The sequence below is a fragment of the uncultured Agrobacterium sp. genome, from assembly GCA_913777615.1.
Taxonomy (GTDB): Bacteria; Pseudomonadota; Alphaproteobacteria; order Rhizobiales; family Rhizobiaceae; genus Agrobacterium.
In genome coordinates this window covers 89893-105548 of record CAJYTK010000004.1, presented here as the reverse complement: position 1 = coordinate 105548, position 15656 = coordinate 89893, and the positions used below count along the sequence as shown (strand labels likewise).

At 57.8% G+C, this 15656-nt stretch carries 14 protein-coding genes and 1 other RNA gene; 8 read left to right on the top strand and 7 right to left on the bottom strand.

Annotated elements, in window-relative coordinates; all coding sequences use genetic code 11:
- Positions 1-275 precede the first annotated feature (275 nt).
- The 7 genes from QZ862_RS02565 to QZ862_RS02535 form a co-directional block, all read right to left on the bottom strand.
- A complete protein-coding gene (locus QZ862_RS02565) occupies positions 276-1502 on the bottom strand; it encodes a lytic murein transglycosylase (RefSeq protein ID WP_296097287.1) in 1227 nt (408 codons plus the stop codon).
- Positions 1503-1739: 237 nt separating this feature from the next.
- Positions 1740-2531 carry a GH25 family lysozyme gene (locus QZ862_RS02560; RefSeq protein ID WP_296015215.1) on the bottom strand — a complete coding sequence of 264 codons (792 nt, stop codon included), beginning with the start codon at positions 2529-2531 and terminating at the stop codon, positions 1740-1742.
- Between the two features lie 140 nt (positions 2532-2671).
- Entirely contained in the window at positions 2672-3349 is a 678-nt protein-coding gene (locus QZ862_RS02555) for a class I SAM-dependent methyltransferase (RefSeq protein ID WP_296015213.1), read from the bottom strand.
- Positions 3346-4596 (bottom strand): DUF3419 family protein, encoded by a 1251-nt coding sequence (locus QZ862_RS02550; RefSeq protein ID WP_296076289.1) that lies wholly within the window; start codon positions 4594-4596, stop codon positions 3346-3348. Before QZ862_RS02550 ends, QZ862_RS02555 begins: the two co-directional genes overlap by 4 nt.
- Positions 4597-4796: 200 nt before the next feature.
- Positions 4797-5900 carry a lytic transglycosylase domain-containing protein gene (locus QZ862_RS02545; RefSeq protein ID WP_296097286.1) on the bottom strand — a complete coding sequence of 368 codons (1104 nt, stop codon included), beginning with the start codon at positions 5898-5900 and terminating at the stop codon, positions 4797-4799.
- 121 nt (positions 5901-6021) lie between these two features.
- Positions 6022-6657 carry a LysE family transporter gene (locus QZ862_RS02540; protein WP_296097284.1) on the bottom strand — a complete coding sequence of 212 codons (636 nt, stop codon included), beginning with the start codon at positions 6655-6657 and terminating at the stop codon, positions 6022-6024.
- 239 nt (positions 6658-6896) lie between these two features.
- Positions 6897-8108: a pyrophosphate--fructose-6-phosphate 1-phosphotransferase gene (locus tag QZ862_RS02535; protein WP_296015179.1), complete on the bottom strand. Its 1212-nt coding sequence runs from the start codon at positions 8106-8108 to the stop codon at positions 6897-6899.
- 308 nt (positions 8109-8416) lie between these two features.
- Here QZ862_RS02535 and QZ862_RS02530 point away from each other — a divergent pair, with 308 nt between their 5' ends.
- The 8 genes from QZ862_RS02530 (at position 8417) to rsmH (ending at position 15656) form a co-directional block, all read left to right on the top strand.
- Positions 8417-9157, top strand: a complete 741-nt coding sequence (locus QZ862_RS02530) for a DnaJ family molecular chaperone (protein WP_296076302.1) — start codon at positions 8417-8419, stop codon at positions 9155-9157.
- Positions 9154-9921 carry an N-acetylmuramoyl-L-alanine amidase gene (locus QZ862_RS02525; RefSeq protein ID WP_296097283.1) on the top strand — a complete coding sequence of 256 codons (768 nt, stop codon included), beginning with the start codon at positions 9154-9156 and terminating at the stop codon, positions 9919-9921. Before QZ862_RS02530 ends, QZ862_RS02525 begins: the two co-directional genes overlap by 4 nt.
- A gap of 246 nt (positions 9922-10167) precedes the next feature.
- Positions 10168-10704, top strand: coding sequence for a transglycosylase SLT domain-containing protein (locus QZ862_RS02520; protein WP_296097281.1), 537 nt, complete (start codon positions 10168-10170; stop codon positions 10702-10704).
- A gap of 87 nt (positions 10705-10791) precedes the next feature.
- A complete protein-coding gene (locus tag QZ862_RS02515) occupies positions 10792-11979 on the top strand; it encodes an FAD-dependent oxidoreductase (protein ID WP_296097278.1) in 1188 nt (395 codons plus the stop codon).
- A 126-nt stretch (positions 11980-12105) separates the two neighbouring features.
- Complete coding sequence (locus QZ862_RS02510) at positions 12106-13299, top strand: FAD-dependent oxidoreductase (RefSeq protein ID WP_296097276.1); 1194 nt, start codon at positions 12106-12108, stop codon at positions 13297-13299.
- A gap of 83 nt (positions 13300-13382) precedes the next feature.
- Positions 13383-13786: RNase P RNA component class A (gene rnpB / locus QZ862_RS02505), an RNA gene on the top strand.
- A 389-nt stretch (positions 13787-14175) separates the two neighbouring features.
- Positions 14176-14616 (top strand): division/cell wall cluster transcriptional repressor MraZ, encoded by a 441-nt coding sequence (gene mraZ, locus QZ862_RS02500; protein ID WP_296015110.1) that lies wholly within the window; start codon positions 14176-14178, stop codon positions 14614-14616.
- A gap of 14 nt (positions 14617-14630) precedes the next feature.
- Positions 14631-15656, top strand: a complete 1026-nt coding sequence (rsmH, locus tag QZ862_RS02495) for a 16S rRNA (cytosine(1402)-N(4))-methyltransferase RsmH (protein ID WP_296097274.1) — start codon at positions 14631-14633, stop codon at positions 15654-15656.

The window sequence follows — 15656 nt, the reverse complement described above, 5'->3', positions numbered from 1 at the left end:
CACGCCGACTGCCAAGGCATTAAGAGAATTTGTAAGTCCCATGCTCTGCCTCCTGTTCGTTGACAGTAAGCATTATGACCGTTTTGTGTCTTTTGAAAAGCGCTTTTTATGATGCACTGCACACCAAACAGGCCGCTTATGGGTGAAATTGCGGCAGCAATCCATTGAAAAACAACTTATATTACACGGTGAAGATTTCGTTATTCTGACCGTAAAAAAGTAAATGGCCGAGGTTTCCCCCGGCCATTTTCATCGAATCCGATCGTCTCAGATCATTAGAGCTTGTCGAGAAGCTCGCGGGTCGGCCAGCCATCGGCAGGCAGGCCCAGACGCTGCTGTTCGCGCTGAACGGCGATGCGCGTCCCGGAGCCAAGAATGCCATCGATCTTGCCGACATCATGTGTCTTGGCATCCAGCTTCGTCTGCAGTTCCTTCATCTCGGCATCGTTCAGGCCGGGATCCGGGTTGCCTTTGTTGTAGACCGGAGCGCCCATCAGACGTGTGGCGAAATAGGCCGCAGAGGTCGTGTAGATAAACGACTGGTTCCACTCGAGATAGATGTTGAAGTTCGGGTAGGTGAGGAAGGTCGGTCCCTTGCGGCCCTGCGGCATGATGAGCGCTGCCTGGAGATTTGCGAACTTCTTGTCGCCGTCGCGCGGCGTGACCCCGAGGTTGAACCATTCACCAGCGGTCATCGTCCCGCCGAGGCCGGATTTTTCCCATGGCAGGTTTTCCGGCACCGACACTTCCTGAATCCAGGGCTCACCCTTCTTGAAGCCGAGATGCTGAATGAACTTTGCAGCCGTCAGGATGGCGTCCGGCGCACTGCCCTTGACGTTGACGTGGCCATCGCCATCACCATCGACGCCGAATGCAATAATGTCCTTCGGCAGCATCTGCACCTGGCCGATTTCGCCGGCCCATGCACCGGTGTTGGTCGCAGGGTCTAGATCGCCATGCTGGACCATTTCGGTGAGCGCGATCAGCTGTGGTCGGAAGAGCTCCGGACGGCGGCAATCATGCGAGAGCGTCACAAGAGCGTTGCGCGTGTTGAAATCGCCCTGCACGGCGCCGAAATCGGTTTCCATAGCCCAGAAGGCGGCAATGACACCGGCTGGTACGCCGAACTCGTCTTCGGCACGCTTGAAGATGGAGGAATATTCCTGAATCTTCTTGCGGCCCATGTCCAGGCGGCCCTGGCTGACGGTGCGCTGCGAGAACTCGAGGAAGGTCTGGCGGAAAACGCCCTGGGCGCGGTCGCGCGCCAGGACCTTCTGGTCGATCTGCGCACCTGCCAGTGCCTTGTCGACGGCCTCTGCAGGAACACCCTTGGCCACGGCCTCGTCTTTCACGCCTTTCAGAAAGGTGGCCAGATCGCCACCGCAGGCAACCTGTTTCGGATCATCGGCAGAGACAGTTGGGGTTACGGCAAGAGCGGTGCCGCAGGACAGGGCGAAGAGCGTGGCAGCGACTACCAGGCTGCGTTGCGGGAAGCTGAACATCGGAATTCCTCAATGTGCGATTGGCCCACTGGTTTCATGCCCTTTGTGGCAGAAGCATGGGCGACATCGTGAAAGACAATAGCAGGGCTTAGGTTTCCTCAAGCCCTGCGATTATTTCGCAGCACATCTGCCCTTCTCGGCGGAAAAATCAAGTTAAAAGGCTGCGGCGCGAGTGTATCAAGCCGCTTCACGACGAGAGGCTTGGCAAAACTTCCCAGTTTGAAGGATTGGTCGCCCTCAACTGCGAGTGTTGGACGCCGAGGCGACCCATGTGCGCCAGTTCTTTTCGCTTCCAGCAAAGACGTTGATATCTGTCGGCGTGCTGATGCCGGGAATGACGCCCGTGCCGGTATATTGCCAGAAGGCCCATTGGCGGTCCGGATAGATTTCCGATGGGTGTGCGGCAACCGAGCGCACCCAGAAACGGTAATCCTTGAACTGACCGACGAGATTGTCGCGGTGAAAATCGACGCTGGTGTAGATGATCGGACGCTTGCCGTAGTAATTTTCGATGCGGGTGAGAAAGCGCTGAATTTCGGCGCGTACGACGTCCGGCGAAGGGCGGGTCTTGCAGGTCGGCGAGGCAGGGTTCCACTCCACATCGAGAACCGGCGGCAGCTTCATCGATTCCTTCGGCACGTTGCGGATGAACCACTCAGCCTGCGCTTCCGCAGGGGCGCAAAAATAATAGAAGTGGTAGGGCGCGTGCGGCACACCGGCGGCGGCGGCACCGCGCCAGTAGTCGTCAAAACGGGAATCCACGCGGTCGGTCCCTTCCGTTGCCTTGATGAAGGCAAAGGACACGCCGGATTTGCGCACCGTCGCCCAGTCGATCTCGCCATTCCATTTGGAGATGTCGATGCCGTGGACCTCATGACCATGTGGCGATTTGCGGCCAAAATCATGCGGATCGCTATCCTTGAATTTCGGTCTCGCAACGGATGCGGTTTCCAGAAAATCATAGCTGGTGGAGGTGCAGCCGCTGACAAGCAGCAAGGTGCCAAGAAGAGCCGGAATGAGCCGCCGCATGATGTTCCCAGTTAAATGATGTCGCGCCGATGACGGCCTTCGGTTCGAAAGCGCATATCGTTAATCCTCGTTTACCATAACAGGGTAAACAAGCGGTTATGACAAGAGTCCGCGCGATAAAATCATCCTGAAAACGTCAGTCAGCTGTTGGGCGTGGTCAGCACCGCCCTCCAGGCGTAGCCACGTGCAATCGGCTCGAATTCCAGTCGAGCATTGTGCCTTCCGGCAAGCGTTTCCAGCACAAAGCGCAGATTGGCCCTGGGGGTGACGTGAAACTTCGTCAGCCATGCCTGAAGCAGTGAGCGGAACCAGACCGGCAGCTGTTCCTGCTGGCCGAAATCGACGATGTGCAAGGATCCGCCAGGCGCGAGCGAGAGGAGGGCGCGTTCGATGGCCTTCTCCCATTCCGGGATCATCGAGATTGCGTAGGAGATCATGATCCGATCGAAACCATCGTTGCGGCCAAATTCTGAAAGGCGGAACGTGGTGGCGTCGGACACACGCAAGGTGGGACGCGCCGTCTTTCCCGAAAAGTTTTCCGCCGCAGTCGCAAGCATTTCGGAGGAGATATCCAGGCCATAGAGCTTGGCGAGCGGAAAGTGGCGGGCTGCGAGGAGAAGATTTCGGCCAGTGCCGCAGCCGACTTCCAGGAGGCTTCCGCCATGGGGCACATCCAGGCGCTCGATGGTTCTGTCACGGCCGAGGAGATAGTATTTGCGTGTGATGTCATAGATGTGCCGCTGGTGGCGGTACATCCTGTCCATGAGGGTTGCATGCTGAACGTCAGCAAGCCCCACGCTGTCTCCGATGCTCTTCATGCTGACGCCCTCTGATAGATATGAAAGCCGCCATAGATGGCTGAGCGGTCTTTTGCGTTGAGCTCCAGTGAGCGGTCTTCGAGATAGGACCATTGTGCACGAATATCGGATGAAAGACGGCCTTCGATGACACTTTTTTCTGCCGCTGTGCGGAAGATCACTCGGGCATCGGCTGTCGCCGTGCGGCTGATCTGCGCCCACAAGTCGTTGATCTGCACGTCGCTCATCCAGTCCTGCGCGTCCAGCAGCACGTAACGATCTACCGATGAGGCGGGTTTCGAAGCCAAAAGCTCCGTGAAGGTAGCGTGGTGGACGCTGACGCGATCGGTATTTCGACGAATGGCGTCATAATAATCCGCCTTCAGATAATCCGGTAGCGCCCCTTCGCCTGCGTCCGGGTAGCGACGGGCGAAAGCCTGCCAGGCGAAGTAATTGTCTTTCAGTGGAAAATCACATGCGAGCTTTTCCAGGCGTCTGCGCAACACCGGCGCTATGGTATTGCCGTCTGAAAGGCTGGCAAGTTCGTCATATTGCTTAGGTGGAATGCCAAGACCAAAGAGTGAGCTCTTGCGTCTGGTAAGCCAGCGCACCATCGGCTTGTCGAAGAGCGGGGCGACCTTTTGATCGAAGAATTGACGCTGCTCTTCGACAGAACGGGCATTCGCCAAGTCGTTGAGCTTCACTCCGTGAAGGCGCGCCAGGATATGACCTGCACCGATAAAGCGTCCGAGTAGGCCGGTGCGGTAGATGTTGCGATCAAAGACCGAGATGCGACGGCGTCCTGCGATGGTTCGCTTAGACCAGTAAGCGCGCGTCTGCGGGTCGAGGTTTGGAGCGATGAAGCGATCATAGCCGTGGCTGTTGGTGGCGATATCGGCTTTTCCGAATTGGCGCACCACGTCGCTATGGCTCGGCAGGTGACGAAAAGCTGCAAGCTTCAGGCGGTTCAGCGCAATGTGGTGCGGGTTGAGATCAACGACATCGATGCTTTTTGGGCTGCGCGACAGATAGGCCAATGCATTACAGCCGCCAGAACCGATGGTGACGATGCTATGGCCTTCGCGCAGTTCCATGGCTTGCATGTCGACCTCTGGGTCTTCCCAGATCTGTGGATAGACGAGGCCGGAAAACAGCATGCCGAACAGCCGTTCCGAAAAGCCGCTGGTCGATATCGGCTTGTGCTGGAGAAGTGCGCTTTTGAGCTTGGTGTTTTTGCTGAAGCCGGTTTTGGGGGCAGCATTCGTCATATGATTCCACCTATCGTTCGGGTGACAGGCGTGTAGCGTTAGGACGCAACAGTTTCATGACGGCAGATACGGGTGAGAGGCACGAGCGGGCAGGGTGACGTTGCGCCACTGCACCTGTCGGCCACATGCTCACAGCTGGATTTCAACCCAAAACTGCGCAGCAGTTCAAATTGATATGAGGGAAAGAACTTGCCCGTCTGCTACTGGCGCAGGACGTGGAGCATGCCTTTGCGCTTGGCGTCGTAGTAGTAGCCACGGGCATAAAGCCGAACGGCACCGTCGCGGTCGTTCTCGGAAACCTTCCAGGCGCCGCTCAGATATTTTACCGCATAGCGCAGGTTGGTTTCGGCATCGAAGAGGCCGGAAGCCGGGCCATTGAAGCCCATGGAACGTGCTGTGGCGTGCTTGATCTGCATCAGACCGAAATGGCCATGATTGTAAGCGCCGGGATTGTAACGGCTTTCGCGCATGACGACGCGGTGAACCAGATCTTCCGGCACGCTGTACATGGTGGCGTATTTGGAGATCAGACCGCTGAGCTTCTCGCGACCGACGGGCTGCGGTCCGGTGCTGAGACCCTCGCGCGTGCTGATCGCAGCCAATGCTGCGTTCTGCGAGGCGGAGGCATAGGCAAGCACGGTGCTGTCCGGCTTTGGCAGCGGAACAATGGTTTGTGCCCGCACCATGTCTTCGGTCAACTGCACAGGCGCAGCCGATGGGGTGCCGGGCGGTGGTGGCGCTGGCGGAAACGCGCCCTTGACCGCGGCGACCTGCGGCAGGGATGCGGTTGCGGACGTGCTGGCCGCGGCTTGAAGACCGGCTGCGTGTCCGGTGGTCATCGCTGTTGCTGCAACGGGGGTTGCGCCGAGCGAGGCGCCGGTCGAGGCAGACGCCATCTGCGGTGCGCCGGCCGGCGACTGCATCTGCGCGGAAATGGCCGCTGCGGCTGCAATTTCGGCGGCGGGTGGTAGTGCGATGCGACCGCCCTTGACGGCTGCGGCGGCGGGAAGGGGCGTGGTAGCAGACGCCGATGCGACTTCGATTTGAGAGCTTGCGTTGTTTGTGGCGGTGCTTGGTGCTGCCGCCGCAACAGTGCCGGGCTGCTGACCTTCAGTCTGCGCCTGCGCTTCAGGTGCTGTAGACGGTGCATGCGCGGGAGCGGATGCTGCTGCAATCTTGGGGGATTTAATGTCTGAATTTGCGGAATATTCGACGCTGGTGCATCCTGCCAATGCCAGTGCCAAGCCCATAGTGGACGACAAAAGTGACGCCGATCGAAGGCGCAAATTGTCAGAAAATATCATGCTGCCGCCTCTAATTTGCCTGCCGTTTGATGCCCCCGTATCAAACGAAGCACGCAGTCTCCTGGGCGGATCATTAACGCATTGTAAGGAATCCAGCAAGACGGTGAGAAGCAGTTGTGTGTCAGGCCGCGATTCGACGATAGCCGGCGGACACGGCGCGACCCGTTATGAAGCGTGTTCCACGGGCGCTTTTGATCCTTTTCGTGGCCGACGCACGGCGCACGAGAGCGATAGTGCTACGGCCAAAAAACGCTTGAAGCGTCAGGCACAAAATCGAAACGAGCAGAGCCGTAGCCTGCATCTGCGTCAACATCTCGAGGGTATCGCGTGAGCGGTTGATGAACTGCGACAGGAAAGCGATGAAGAATGCGAAGTAGCGCAGTCGCAAGGCCGACAGCATAAAACAATCGACGAAGATTGAGCCGAGCGTTCTGCCCGGTAGATTGTCGTTCTCCGCCTGAGATTCGCGTGCTGCCGGTGTAGCAACCGTCCACAGAGCAAAGAGCATCAACCAGCCGCTGGCCGCCCATTGAAAAATTTCGATGAAGGATTGAGGTGCAAACGTCGTCGCAGCAATCGCGATCGCGGCAGCCGTAAAGGTCATCATGACACCAAGTGCCGCGCCTGTGACGGACGCGATCATGGTGCGCTTGCCGCGGACAACCGCGTAGGTTGCCACCTTGAAGGCGACGGGCGATGGCAATGCGAAAAGAATGGTACAGGCTGCCAAGAAGACCAGCCAGACTTGTGCGGACATGAATACCTCCTTGCCCATCCGATCAATTTACCAAGCAACGAGGCGATAATAAAGCCTTCGTCACATGGAGTTGCCAACATCGCCGTCTTTCCCGCTCCGCGTTGTGCGAAAGCCACGCCAGGTTCTTCATACCCTCACGGCGTACAGGAATCATTGGCCCGGAAATCAAACCGATTTCCGGGCCAATGGATGCATAACCACGCGAATTTCGTCTGTTTTGTCGAGGCAGACGCCTCAGTTTATGCAGCCTTAAAGGGCTGGCCGATGTGATTCATAACGTCGCCGAACCACGGCGCGGAGATGTCGAAGTGCTTGCCGCCCTTGATGCGCGGGAACTCGATCGTGCGCAGCTTCCCGCCCTGATCCTCATCATGGCCGGTGACGCCGGAGATTCTGTTGAGCGCACTTTCTACCGCGAGATCGACCATGCTGTGAATCAGCCGCAGGTCTTCGCCGTTGGCGGGAGCGGAGCGGGCATAATAGCCCGACTTCTGCACCATGGTGCGCTCGGCGCCGATAAGGCTTGCGAATTGCTTCTGGAACCAGCCGCCGACATTGATCGTATCGATCTTCACGTGACCGAAGGCGTCGCGCTTGATCGCTTCGCCAGCCGCTTCACGCTCCGCCACGATGGAATCAAGGCCCGCTCCTTCCGACACGAAGAGTGTCACGAAGCCGTTCTTCTCCATGATTTTTTTCAGGCGTTCGGCTTCCGCCTGAATGTCGAAGGCCATTTCTGGCAGATAAAGACCATCGATGCGCTTCAATTCCTCGCCCATTAACAGGCCTTCGACATAGTCGTTGCCTTTGACCTTCTGGATATAGGCGCGTGCAGTTGCGGCCGTCAGCCAGCCGCAGTGGCGGCCCATGACCTCGTGAATGACGAAGGTCTTGGGTGCAGCACTCTGTTCATTGCTGACATTGTCGAAGAAATTCGCGCCGACTTCGGCAGCCGTCCATGCGCCGAGCGACTGCTTGATCGGCACCACGTCGTTATCGACAGTCTTCGGAAGACCGACGACGGTGAGATCATAACCATTTGCACCGAGATAAGCGGCGAGATCGGCGGCGGTTGTGTTGGTGTCGTCGCCGCCAATGGTATGGAGAATGGTCACCCCGTCCTTGGCGAGGCGGTCTGCGGCAACCTGCAACGGGTTCTGGCCTTCCTTCACCAGTCCGCGCTTGGCGCAGTCTGCAGCATTGGTCAGTTTCACGCGGCTGTTGCCGATTGGCGAGCCGCCGTAGCGATGCAGGAGCGGAGCTTTTTCGCGCATTTCTTTGGTGATTGCGACGCTGTCGCCCAGAAGCACGCCCTGGTAGCCGGAGCGGTATGCCACAATGTCGATCTCGGGAGCGATGTCGGTGTAACGCTCGATCAATCCGCCGACAGCAGATGAGAGGCAGGGCGCCAGGCCGCCCGCGGTCAACATTGCGACTTTCTGTTTGGCCATCGAGGCTCTCCTTTGTCAGTTCCAACGCGTGTCGGGGCAAATGGATGCGACAGCATCATGGTCATGTAAAGTGAATTTCTCAAGAAAAACGGGTATTTCGCGGTATTTTCGAAGAACGGTGAACCGCGTCGGCAATATAATCGTTTCAATGATTACAAGTGTTCGTCATCCCGGAACTTGGCTGTGGAAAAGCTGTTACACTTGCAGTTGGTGATCAGCGCTACGCCAAACTATCATGACGAAAACTTAATGATCTGCGACCTTTATGCATATTGCATTCCAACCACGGAGCCGTCATGCTGATAGACATGATGTTCGATTTCGCCTGTTTGCAAATTTCATCCCTTTGGGAACGGCTGCTCGGCGCAATCGGCGAAGCGGCAGGAAACGTGCTTGGTCGTGTGATCGAAGCGGTACGCACCGTCTTCGAGGGCGACCCGGAAACACGGCGAAAGGTTTCCTTCTCCGTTGCCATCATCGCGCTTTCCGCCAAGATGGCTAAAGCCGACGGTGTGGTCAACGACGCAGAGGTCCGCGCTTTCCGCCAGATATTCGATTTTCCCGAAGAAGAAGCCAGAAACGTCGCAAGGCTTTATAATCTGGCGCGTCAGGATGTCGCCGGTTACGAAGCTTACGCCGAGCGGCTTTCGGGTCTTTGCGGCACCGGACAGGAAAATTGCGAGATGCTGGAAAGCGTGGTTGACGGCTTGTTCCACATCGCCAAGGCTGATGGCCTGATTCACGAAAGAGAATTGGCGTTCCTTGGTCGAATCGCGGAAATCTTCCGCATCACCGACGATCACTTCGAAATGATCATGGCGCGTCACGTTCATATGGAGGGACGAGATCCCTACCGTGTGCTTGGCGTTTCGCCGTCAGACGACTTCTCCGATATTCGCAAGCGCTACCGTCTGCTGGTCGCGGAACATCATCCCGACAAGCTGATCGCTCGAGGCGTGCCCATGGAATTGCATGCGGCGGCAAATGAGCGTATGGCGGCACTCAACGCCGCCTATGCAGCCATCGAGAGAGAACGCCGCGTCGCATGAGTGACTTCACGCCGGACTATGCCGGTGCCAGCGTCCAGCCCTCGCCAAACCATGGCGAGCGAGTGGGCGTGAGCGCACCCGATGCCATCATTCTACATTACACCGGTATGGAAAGCGCTGAACGGGCGCTGACGTGGCTTTGCGATCCGGCAAGTCAGGTGTCCAGCCATTATCTCGTCTTCGAGGACGGACGCATCATTCAGATGGTGGCGGAAAGCCGTCGCGCCTGGCATGCGGGCAAGAGCTTTTGGGCGGGAGAGACCGACCTGAACTCGCGCTCGATCGGCATCGAAATCGCCAATGGCGGCCATCCCGCCGGATTGCCGGAGTTTCCTGAAGCCCAGATAAATGCAGTCGCTGAATTGTGTCGCGACTGTGGCTCGCGGTGGTCGATCAAGCCGGAACGGGTGCTCGCGCACTCGGACATCGCACCTGTTCGCAAGGTTGATCCCGGTGAGAAATTCCCGTGGGACATCCTGTCGCAGAAGGGTGTTGGCCACTGGGTTCAACCGGCGTCCGTCGGCGGCGGACGTTTCTTTCAGCGCGGCGATAGCGGCCAGCCGGTCGAGGCCTTGCAGTCAATGCTGTCTCTTTACGGTTATGGCGTTGAAATTTCTGGTGCTTACTGTGAGAAAACGGAGGGTGCCGTCGCATCCTTTCAGCGTCATTTCCGGCCTGCCCTGGTGGATGGGATTGCCGATTTCTCCACCATCGACACACTGCACAGGCTGATTTCGCAACTGCCAAAATACAAGAACGCGTAACTGCGATTTCGATAAAACCGCTGTGATCGAATCCGCTCTTCGACGTAGTTGTAGAACTCTGCCACAGTAAATCCTTATTAGCCGACTTTAAACGCCGCATCGAAATGCGGCTGGCTGGATATCGTCCTCGACGCCGATACTATCAATGATGAAGACGTTCGGCGGGAAAGTCGCGATGACTTCCCGGATGCGCGCCCTTGCGTGTCCATTACTGCACGTCTTTGTGCCTGGAGACTATTTATACTAATGAGAAATGTGATTGTTTCTGTCTCGGTCTGCATCTCGATGCTGGCCGTGCAGACCGGTATTGTTTTGGCCAAGGATGATGTGAAGACTAAGACCGTGACGCTGCAGACCTTTTTCCGCAAGCCCGGCTATCCCATCCCCGAGCGAACCCTTCCCGCCACGCTGAAGAACGATTACTCCGATCTCATCGTCAAATACGCCAAGCGCTACGGCGTACCGATCAATCTGGCGCATGCTGTTGTTGCCGTCGAAAGCCGCTTCAACCCAAAGGCCCGAGGCAGTGCGGGCGAAGTGGGGCTGATGCAGATCAAACCCGCCACCGCACGAATGATAGGTTATCGCGGCACGGTGAAGGCGCTCTACGACCCTGAAATCAATATCCGCTGGGGTATGCAATATCTTGCCACTGCGCACCAACTTGGAGGTGGCGAGGTGTGCAGCACCATTTTGCGCTACAATGCAGGTCACGCCGCCACCCGCATGAACCCGGTGTCCAAGGCCTATTGCGGAAAGGTTCAGGCATTGATCGAGGGCTGATCGGGCACGACGCGGCATTCGTAAGCCGGGGCTTTTTTCGATGAGCAGAGTTTGTTAGTCAAAAAAGCGCAAGTGGTGGAGCGCAGCATGAGAGACTTTAGGTATATCGTGATCGGAGCCGGGATGATGGGTGCTGCCGCAGCTCGCCATCTCTCGTCGCAGACGGACGGGGTCGCTTTGATCGGTCCTGCCGAACCTTCGAACCGAAAGACCCATCATGGCGTGTTCTCAAGCCATTACGACGAGGCGCGAATCACACGCGGCTTCGATGGCGATCCCGTGTGGGCTGAGCTTGCGAAGCGCTCGATCTCTCGTTACGGCGAGATCGAGCAAAAGAGCGGCATTGGCTTTTATCACGAGGTCGGCTGCCTCTTCAGCGGCAACGGCGCGGGTCTCGGCGGTGCATACGTATCGGGCGCCATGGGTCGCAAGGACGCCTTGGGGTTGACGGTCGAAACCTACGATACCCGCTCGCTTTCGGCTCGCTTTCCGATGTTCTCGCTACCGCAGGATCATCATGGATGGTTCGAGCCGCGTAATGCCGGCTACGTCAATCCACGCGCGATGGTCAAGGCCCAGATCGCGATCGCCGAGCAGCAGGGTGCCTCGATCGTTCGTGAGACGGTTGCCAAGGTTTTCGACAGCTCTCGCGGTGTCGAGGTCGAAACATCGGAAGGTGCGCGCTACTCGGCGCAAAAAGTCATCGTGGCGGCTGGCGGCTTCACGAATATGGGCGATATCCTGCCCGTCAAAGTCGATATGGCGGCCACCGGCCGGACCATCGCCTTCTTCGAACTCGATGAAGACAAGCAGAAAGCCTTCGCCGGTATGCCATCCACTATCGTCCTTGCGGAAAACGAAGACGACATCGTCTATATCCTTCCACCTGTGCGATATCCTGATGGCAAGGTCTATTTGAAGATCGGCGGTGAAAGCGAGAAGGGCCGTTTGGACACGCTCGATCAGGCGATCCGATGGTTTCATTCGGATGGAACGGCGAGTGAAGTGGAATTCCTTGTCCGCCGTGCTGTCGAATTGATGCCGGCTCTTGCAGGATGTCCCATCACCTCCGGCTCCTGCGTCGCCTCCATCACTCGCACCGGCTATCCCTACATCGGCTACACATCGTCTTCCAATATCGCGGTCCTGACTGGTGGCAATTTCGTCTCGGCAAAATCGTCCGACGAAATCGGCCGTCTGGGAGCAGTGCTTCTGCTGGAGGGGCAACTCGGCGAGGATGATTTTGCAGCGCAGATGGCGCCGGTGTTCGTTTGACGATGTCAATGATGCAGACGTTGTCGCAGACGTGCGCCTTCATCGATGTCTTAAATCTCTCTGACGGTGATTCAAGAAGCCGCTACAAGTCACTGAAGCAGAATCTCAAATTGGAGGACACCGGGCATGGCAGCGCAGTTTAAATACATCGTCGTCGGCGCGGGTATGATGGGGGCTGCCGCGGCCCGGCATCTGTCTCTTGGGTCGGATGGCGTCGCGCTGATCGGGCCGAATGAGCCGGCGGACATCGCACGTCATCAGGGTGTGTTTGCCAGCCATTACGATGCGGCGCGGATTACGCGCACCATCGATGACGATGCGGATTGGGCCCGGCTCGCCAATCGCTCGATTGCGCGTTACCAGGAAATTGAAAACGAGAGCGGCATCGATTTCTACCATGAGGTCGGTTGCCTGATCGTCGGCAAGGCGCGCGGCACGGGTGTTCCCTATATCGAGAATGTCTGCGCGGCGGCAGAGACGCTTGGTGTTGAAACACAAGTTCTGGGCGATGCCGAGTTGATCCAGCGCTTTCCTTACTTTTCCTTTGAAAGCGGTTGCGAAGGCGTGTTCGAGCCGCGCAATGCCGGACACATCAATCCACGTGGGTTGGTGCGGGCACAGATTGTTGCCGCCGAGAAGCGCGGTGTTACGCGCTATGACGACGTTGCGGTTTCGGTGCGCGACGAGGGTGGTTTGGCGATTGTCACGACGGTCTCCGGCAAGCGCTATACAGCGGAAAAGGTGCTGGTTGCTGCGGGCGGATTTTCCATCGCAATGGGACTGCTCCCTGAGCCTCTTTCGATGGAAGTCTATGGTCGCACGGTTGCTTTCTTCGAAATCGACAACACCAAGCTTGCAGACTATGCCGAAATGCCATCGCTGATCTACGAGCCGAGTGACGCGAGCAAGCATATCTATCTCTTGCCCCCCGTCCTCTATCCTGATGGCAAGACCTATCTAAAAATCGGCGGTGAGCCCGAAGATATTCTGCTGGGCAGCGACGCGGAACTGCGCGCCTGGTTTCGCGCTGGCGGTAAGCCTGAGGTGCGCGACAATCTCGCAGCCATCGTCAAGACGCTCGTTCCCGGTATCGATGTGGAGAGATTGTCGATGGCAGGCTGCGTCACGTCCTATACGTCGAGCGGTTATCCGGCGATCGGCTATTGCGGATCGCAACGGATTGCTGTTCTGACAGGCGGCTGCGGTGCGGCGGCGAAGAGCTCTGACGAGATCGGGCGGCTGGGCGCGGTGCTCCTGAGGCAAGGCCACCTCAAGGATGAGGGATACGAAACCGATTTCGCACCGGTCTTTTGTCCATAGCGTTGCCACCATCTGCGAACGCGCTCCAGAGCGTGCCGATTTTCCGTTGGCTTTTCATCCTGAACCCGTCTAAGGAGCGCGTGCCAGTTGGCCGGGCAGCCGCGCTTTACCAATGTCGAAAGACGGTAGGGTGAGGAAAGTCCGGGCTCCACGGAAACACGGTGCCGGATAACGTCCGGCGGGGGCGACCCTAGGGAAAGTGCCGCAGAGAGTAGACCGCCACCTTTTAGGTGGTAAGGGTGAAAGGGTGGGGTAAGAGCCCACCGCGCCGCTGGTAACAGGGGTGGCATGGTAAACCCCACCGGGAGCAAGACCGAATAGGGATGACGTGGGGCGCTGCCAAAGCAGTGCCTACAGCCTGTTTCCGGGCGAGTCATCCGGGTGGGTTGCGCGAGGCGGCATGCAAATGTCGTCCCAGATGAATGGCTGCCACGTTCCGGGTCAAACCGGAGCCATACAGAACCCGGCTTACAGGCCAACTGGCGATTTTTCTCTTTTTCCAAAGTGGTGCGAAGCAGATTCCGCTCATCGGAATAGGCTCTTGTTATCGTTCGATAATTTTTGCTCCTGACTTCCGTTAGGTCAAGTGAAGAAGTCGCTTCAAACCCTTGCCGGTAAACCATTCGTTAAACTTAACGGGATATGAATATTCGAATCCGAAGTCGGTTCGCGCCGCCTTCTCCCATTGACGCCCATAGTGTCCCATGGTAACCCAAATGCACACCGCAAGGGGTCGTGTTTTTGACCCGCAATCGCTGAAACGGAGACAAGGCCTTTCCAAGGCTGCAGGACTTTTGGTTCTGCCGGTCAGCGATTTGTCGTGCGTATCGGTGTCGTCTGAGCATGCGGCTTCAGGCGTTTTTGGCGAGTTGTCACATGGGGCGCTTTTTATCGAACGTGACGAACAGGATCGACGCCAAGGGGCGCGTTTCGGTTCCTTCGGCGTTTCGTTCGGTGTTGGCGCAGCGCGAAATCCAGGAGCTTTATTGCCTTCAGGATTTTGCCTTTCCGGCCATCAGCATTGGCGGGCCGGACCTGTTGGATCGCTACGAGCGGCAGATCGCGTCGATGGACGCGTTTTCGCCGGAAGCAAATGCGATGTCGCTGCTGGTTCACGGTGGCGGCGTGTTCATGAAGCTCGACGGGGAAGGGCGGCTGATGGTCACGGATTTCATCCGGGACTTCACCGGCATCACCGCGGAAGTGACCTTTGTCGGTCGGGCGGATCATTTTCAGTTGTGGCGGCCGGAGGCGTTTCACGAGGCGCAGACGGCCGCAAGAGCGGGGCGCAGTTTTTCTGCTGTTCGTCCCGTATAAGGCGGGGACACGGAATGGCGGCGAATTCTGGCGGACGATCTTCTGATGCCGGTGGCGGACCTGTTCGCCACATTCCGGTTCTCCTTCGCGAAGTTTTAAGCGCGCTCGATCCCGCTCAAGGCAAGATCATTCTCGACGGTACATTCGGCGCTGGCGGCTACACCCAGGCGATCCTCGATTGTGGCGCCAACGTGATTGCGCTTGACCGCGATCCCACCGCCATTGCTGGCGGACAAGCGATGGTCGCAGCCAATGGCGGGCGGCTTTCTCTCATTCAATCGCAATTTTCCGATCTGGCAACGCACGCACCCTCTGAAGGGCTTGACGGCGTCGTGCTCGATATCGGCGTGTCCTCCATGCAGATCGACGAGGCAGAGCGCGGCTTCTCCTTTCAGAAGAACGGCCCACTCGACATGCGCATGTCCGCATCCGGCGTGTCGGCTGCCGATGTCGTCAATCGCTGCAAGGTCGGCGATCTGATCCGCATTTTCGGCTTCCTCGGTGAGGAAAAGCAGGCTGGGCGTATTGCTCGCGCCATCGAGAAGAAGCGTGCCGAGGAGCCTTTCCGCACCACCCGCGATCTTGCCGGGCTGATAGAAATCGTCACGCCCCGCAAGGCGAAGGACAAGATACATCCCGCAACCCGTGTTTTCCAGGCGCTGCGCGTCTTCGTCAATGACGAACTAGGCGAACTGGCCAAAGCCTTATTTGCTGCCGAGCAGGTATTGAAGCCCGGTGGTCGTCTCGTGGTCGTTACTTTTCACTCGCTGGAAGATCGCATCGTGAAGAAGTATTTCGCTGATCGTTCCGGCCGTGCGGCAGGGTCCCGTCACATGCCGATGGTCGAAGACAAGCCGGCGATCTTCGATGCGCTGGGCAAGCCGATGATCGCTGCGAGCGAGGAAGAGGCGGAGATGAATCCGCGTGCCCGTTCCGCCAAGCTGCGTGCGGGTATTCGCACCAACGCTGCGGTCCGTTCGCCGGACATGTCAATTTTCGAACTTCCTGATCTCGCCAGCCTTGAAAAGATGGGAGGCTGA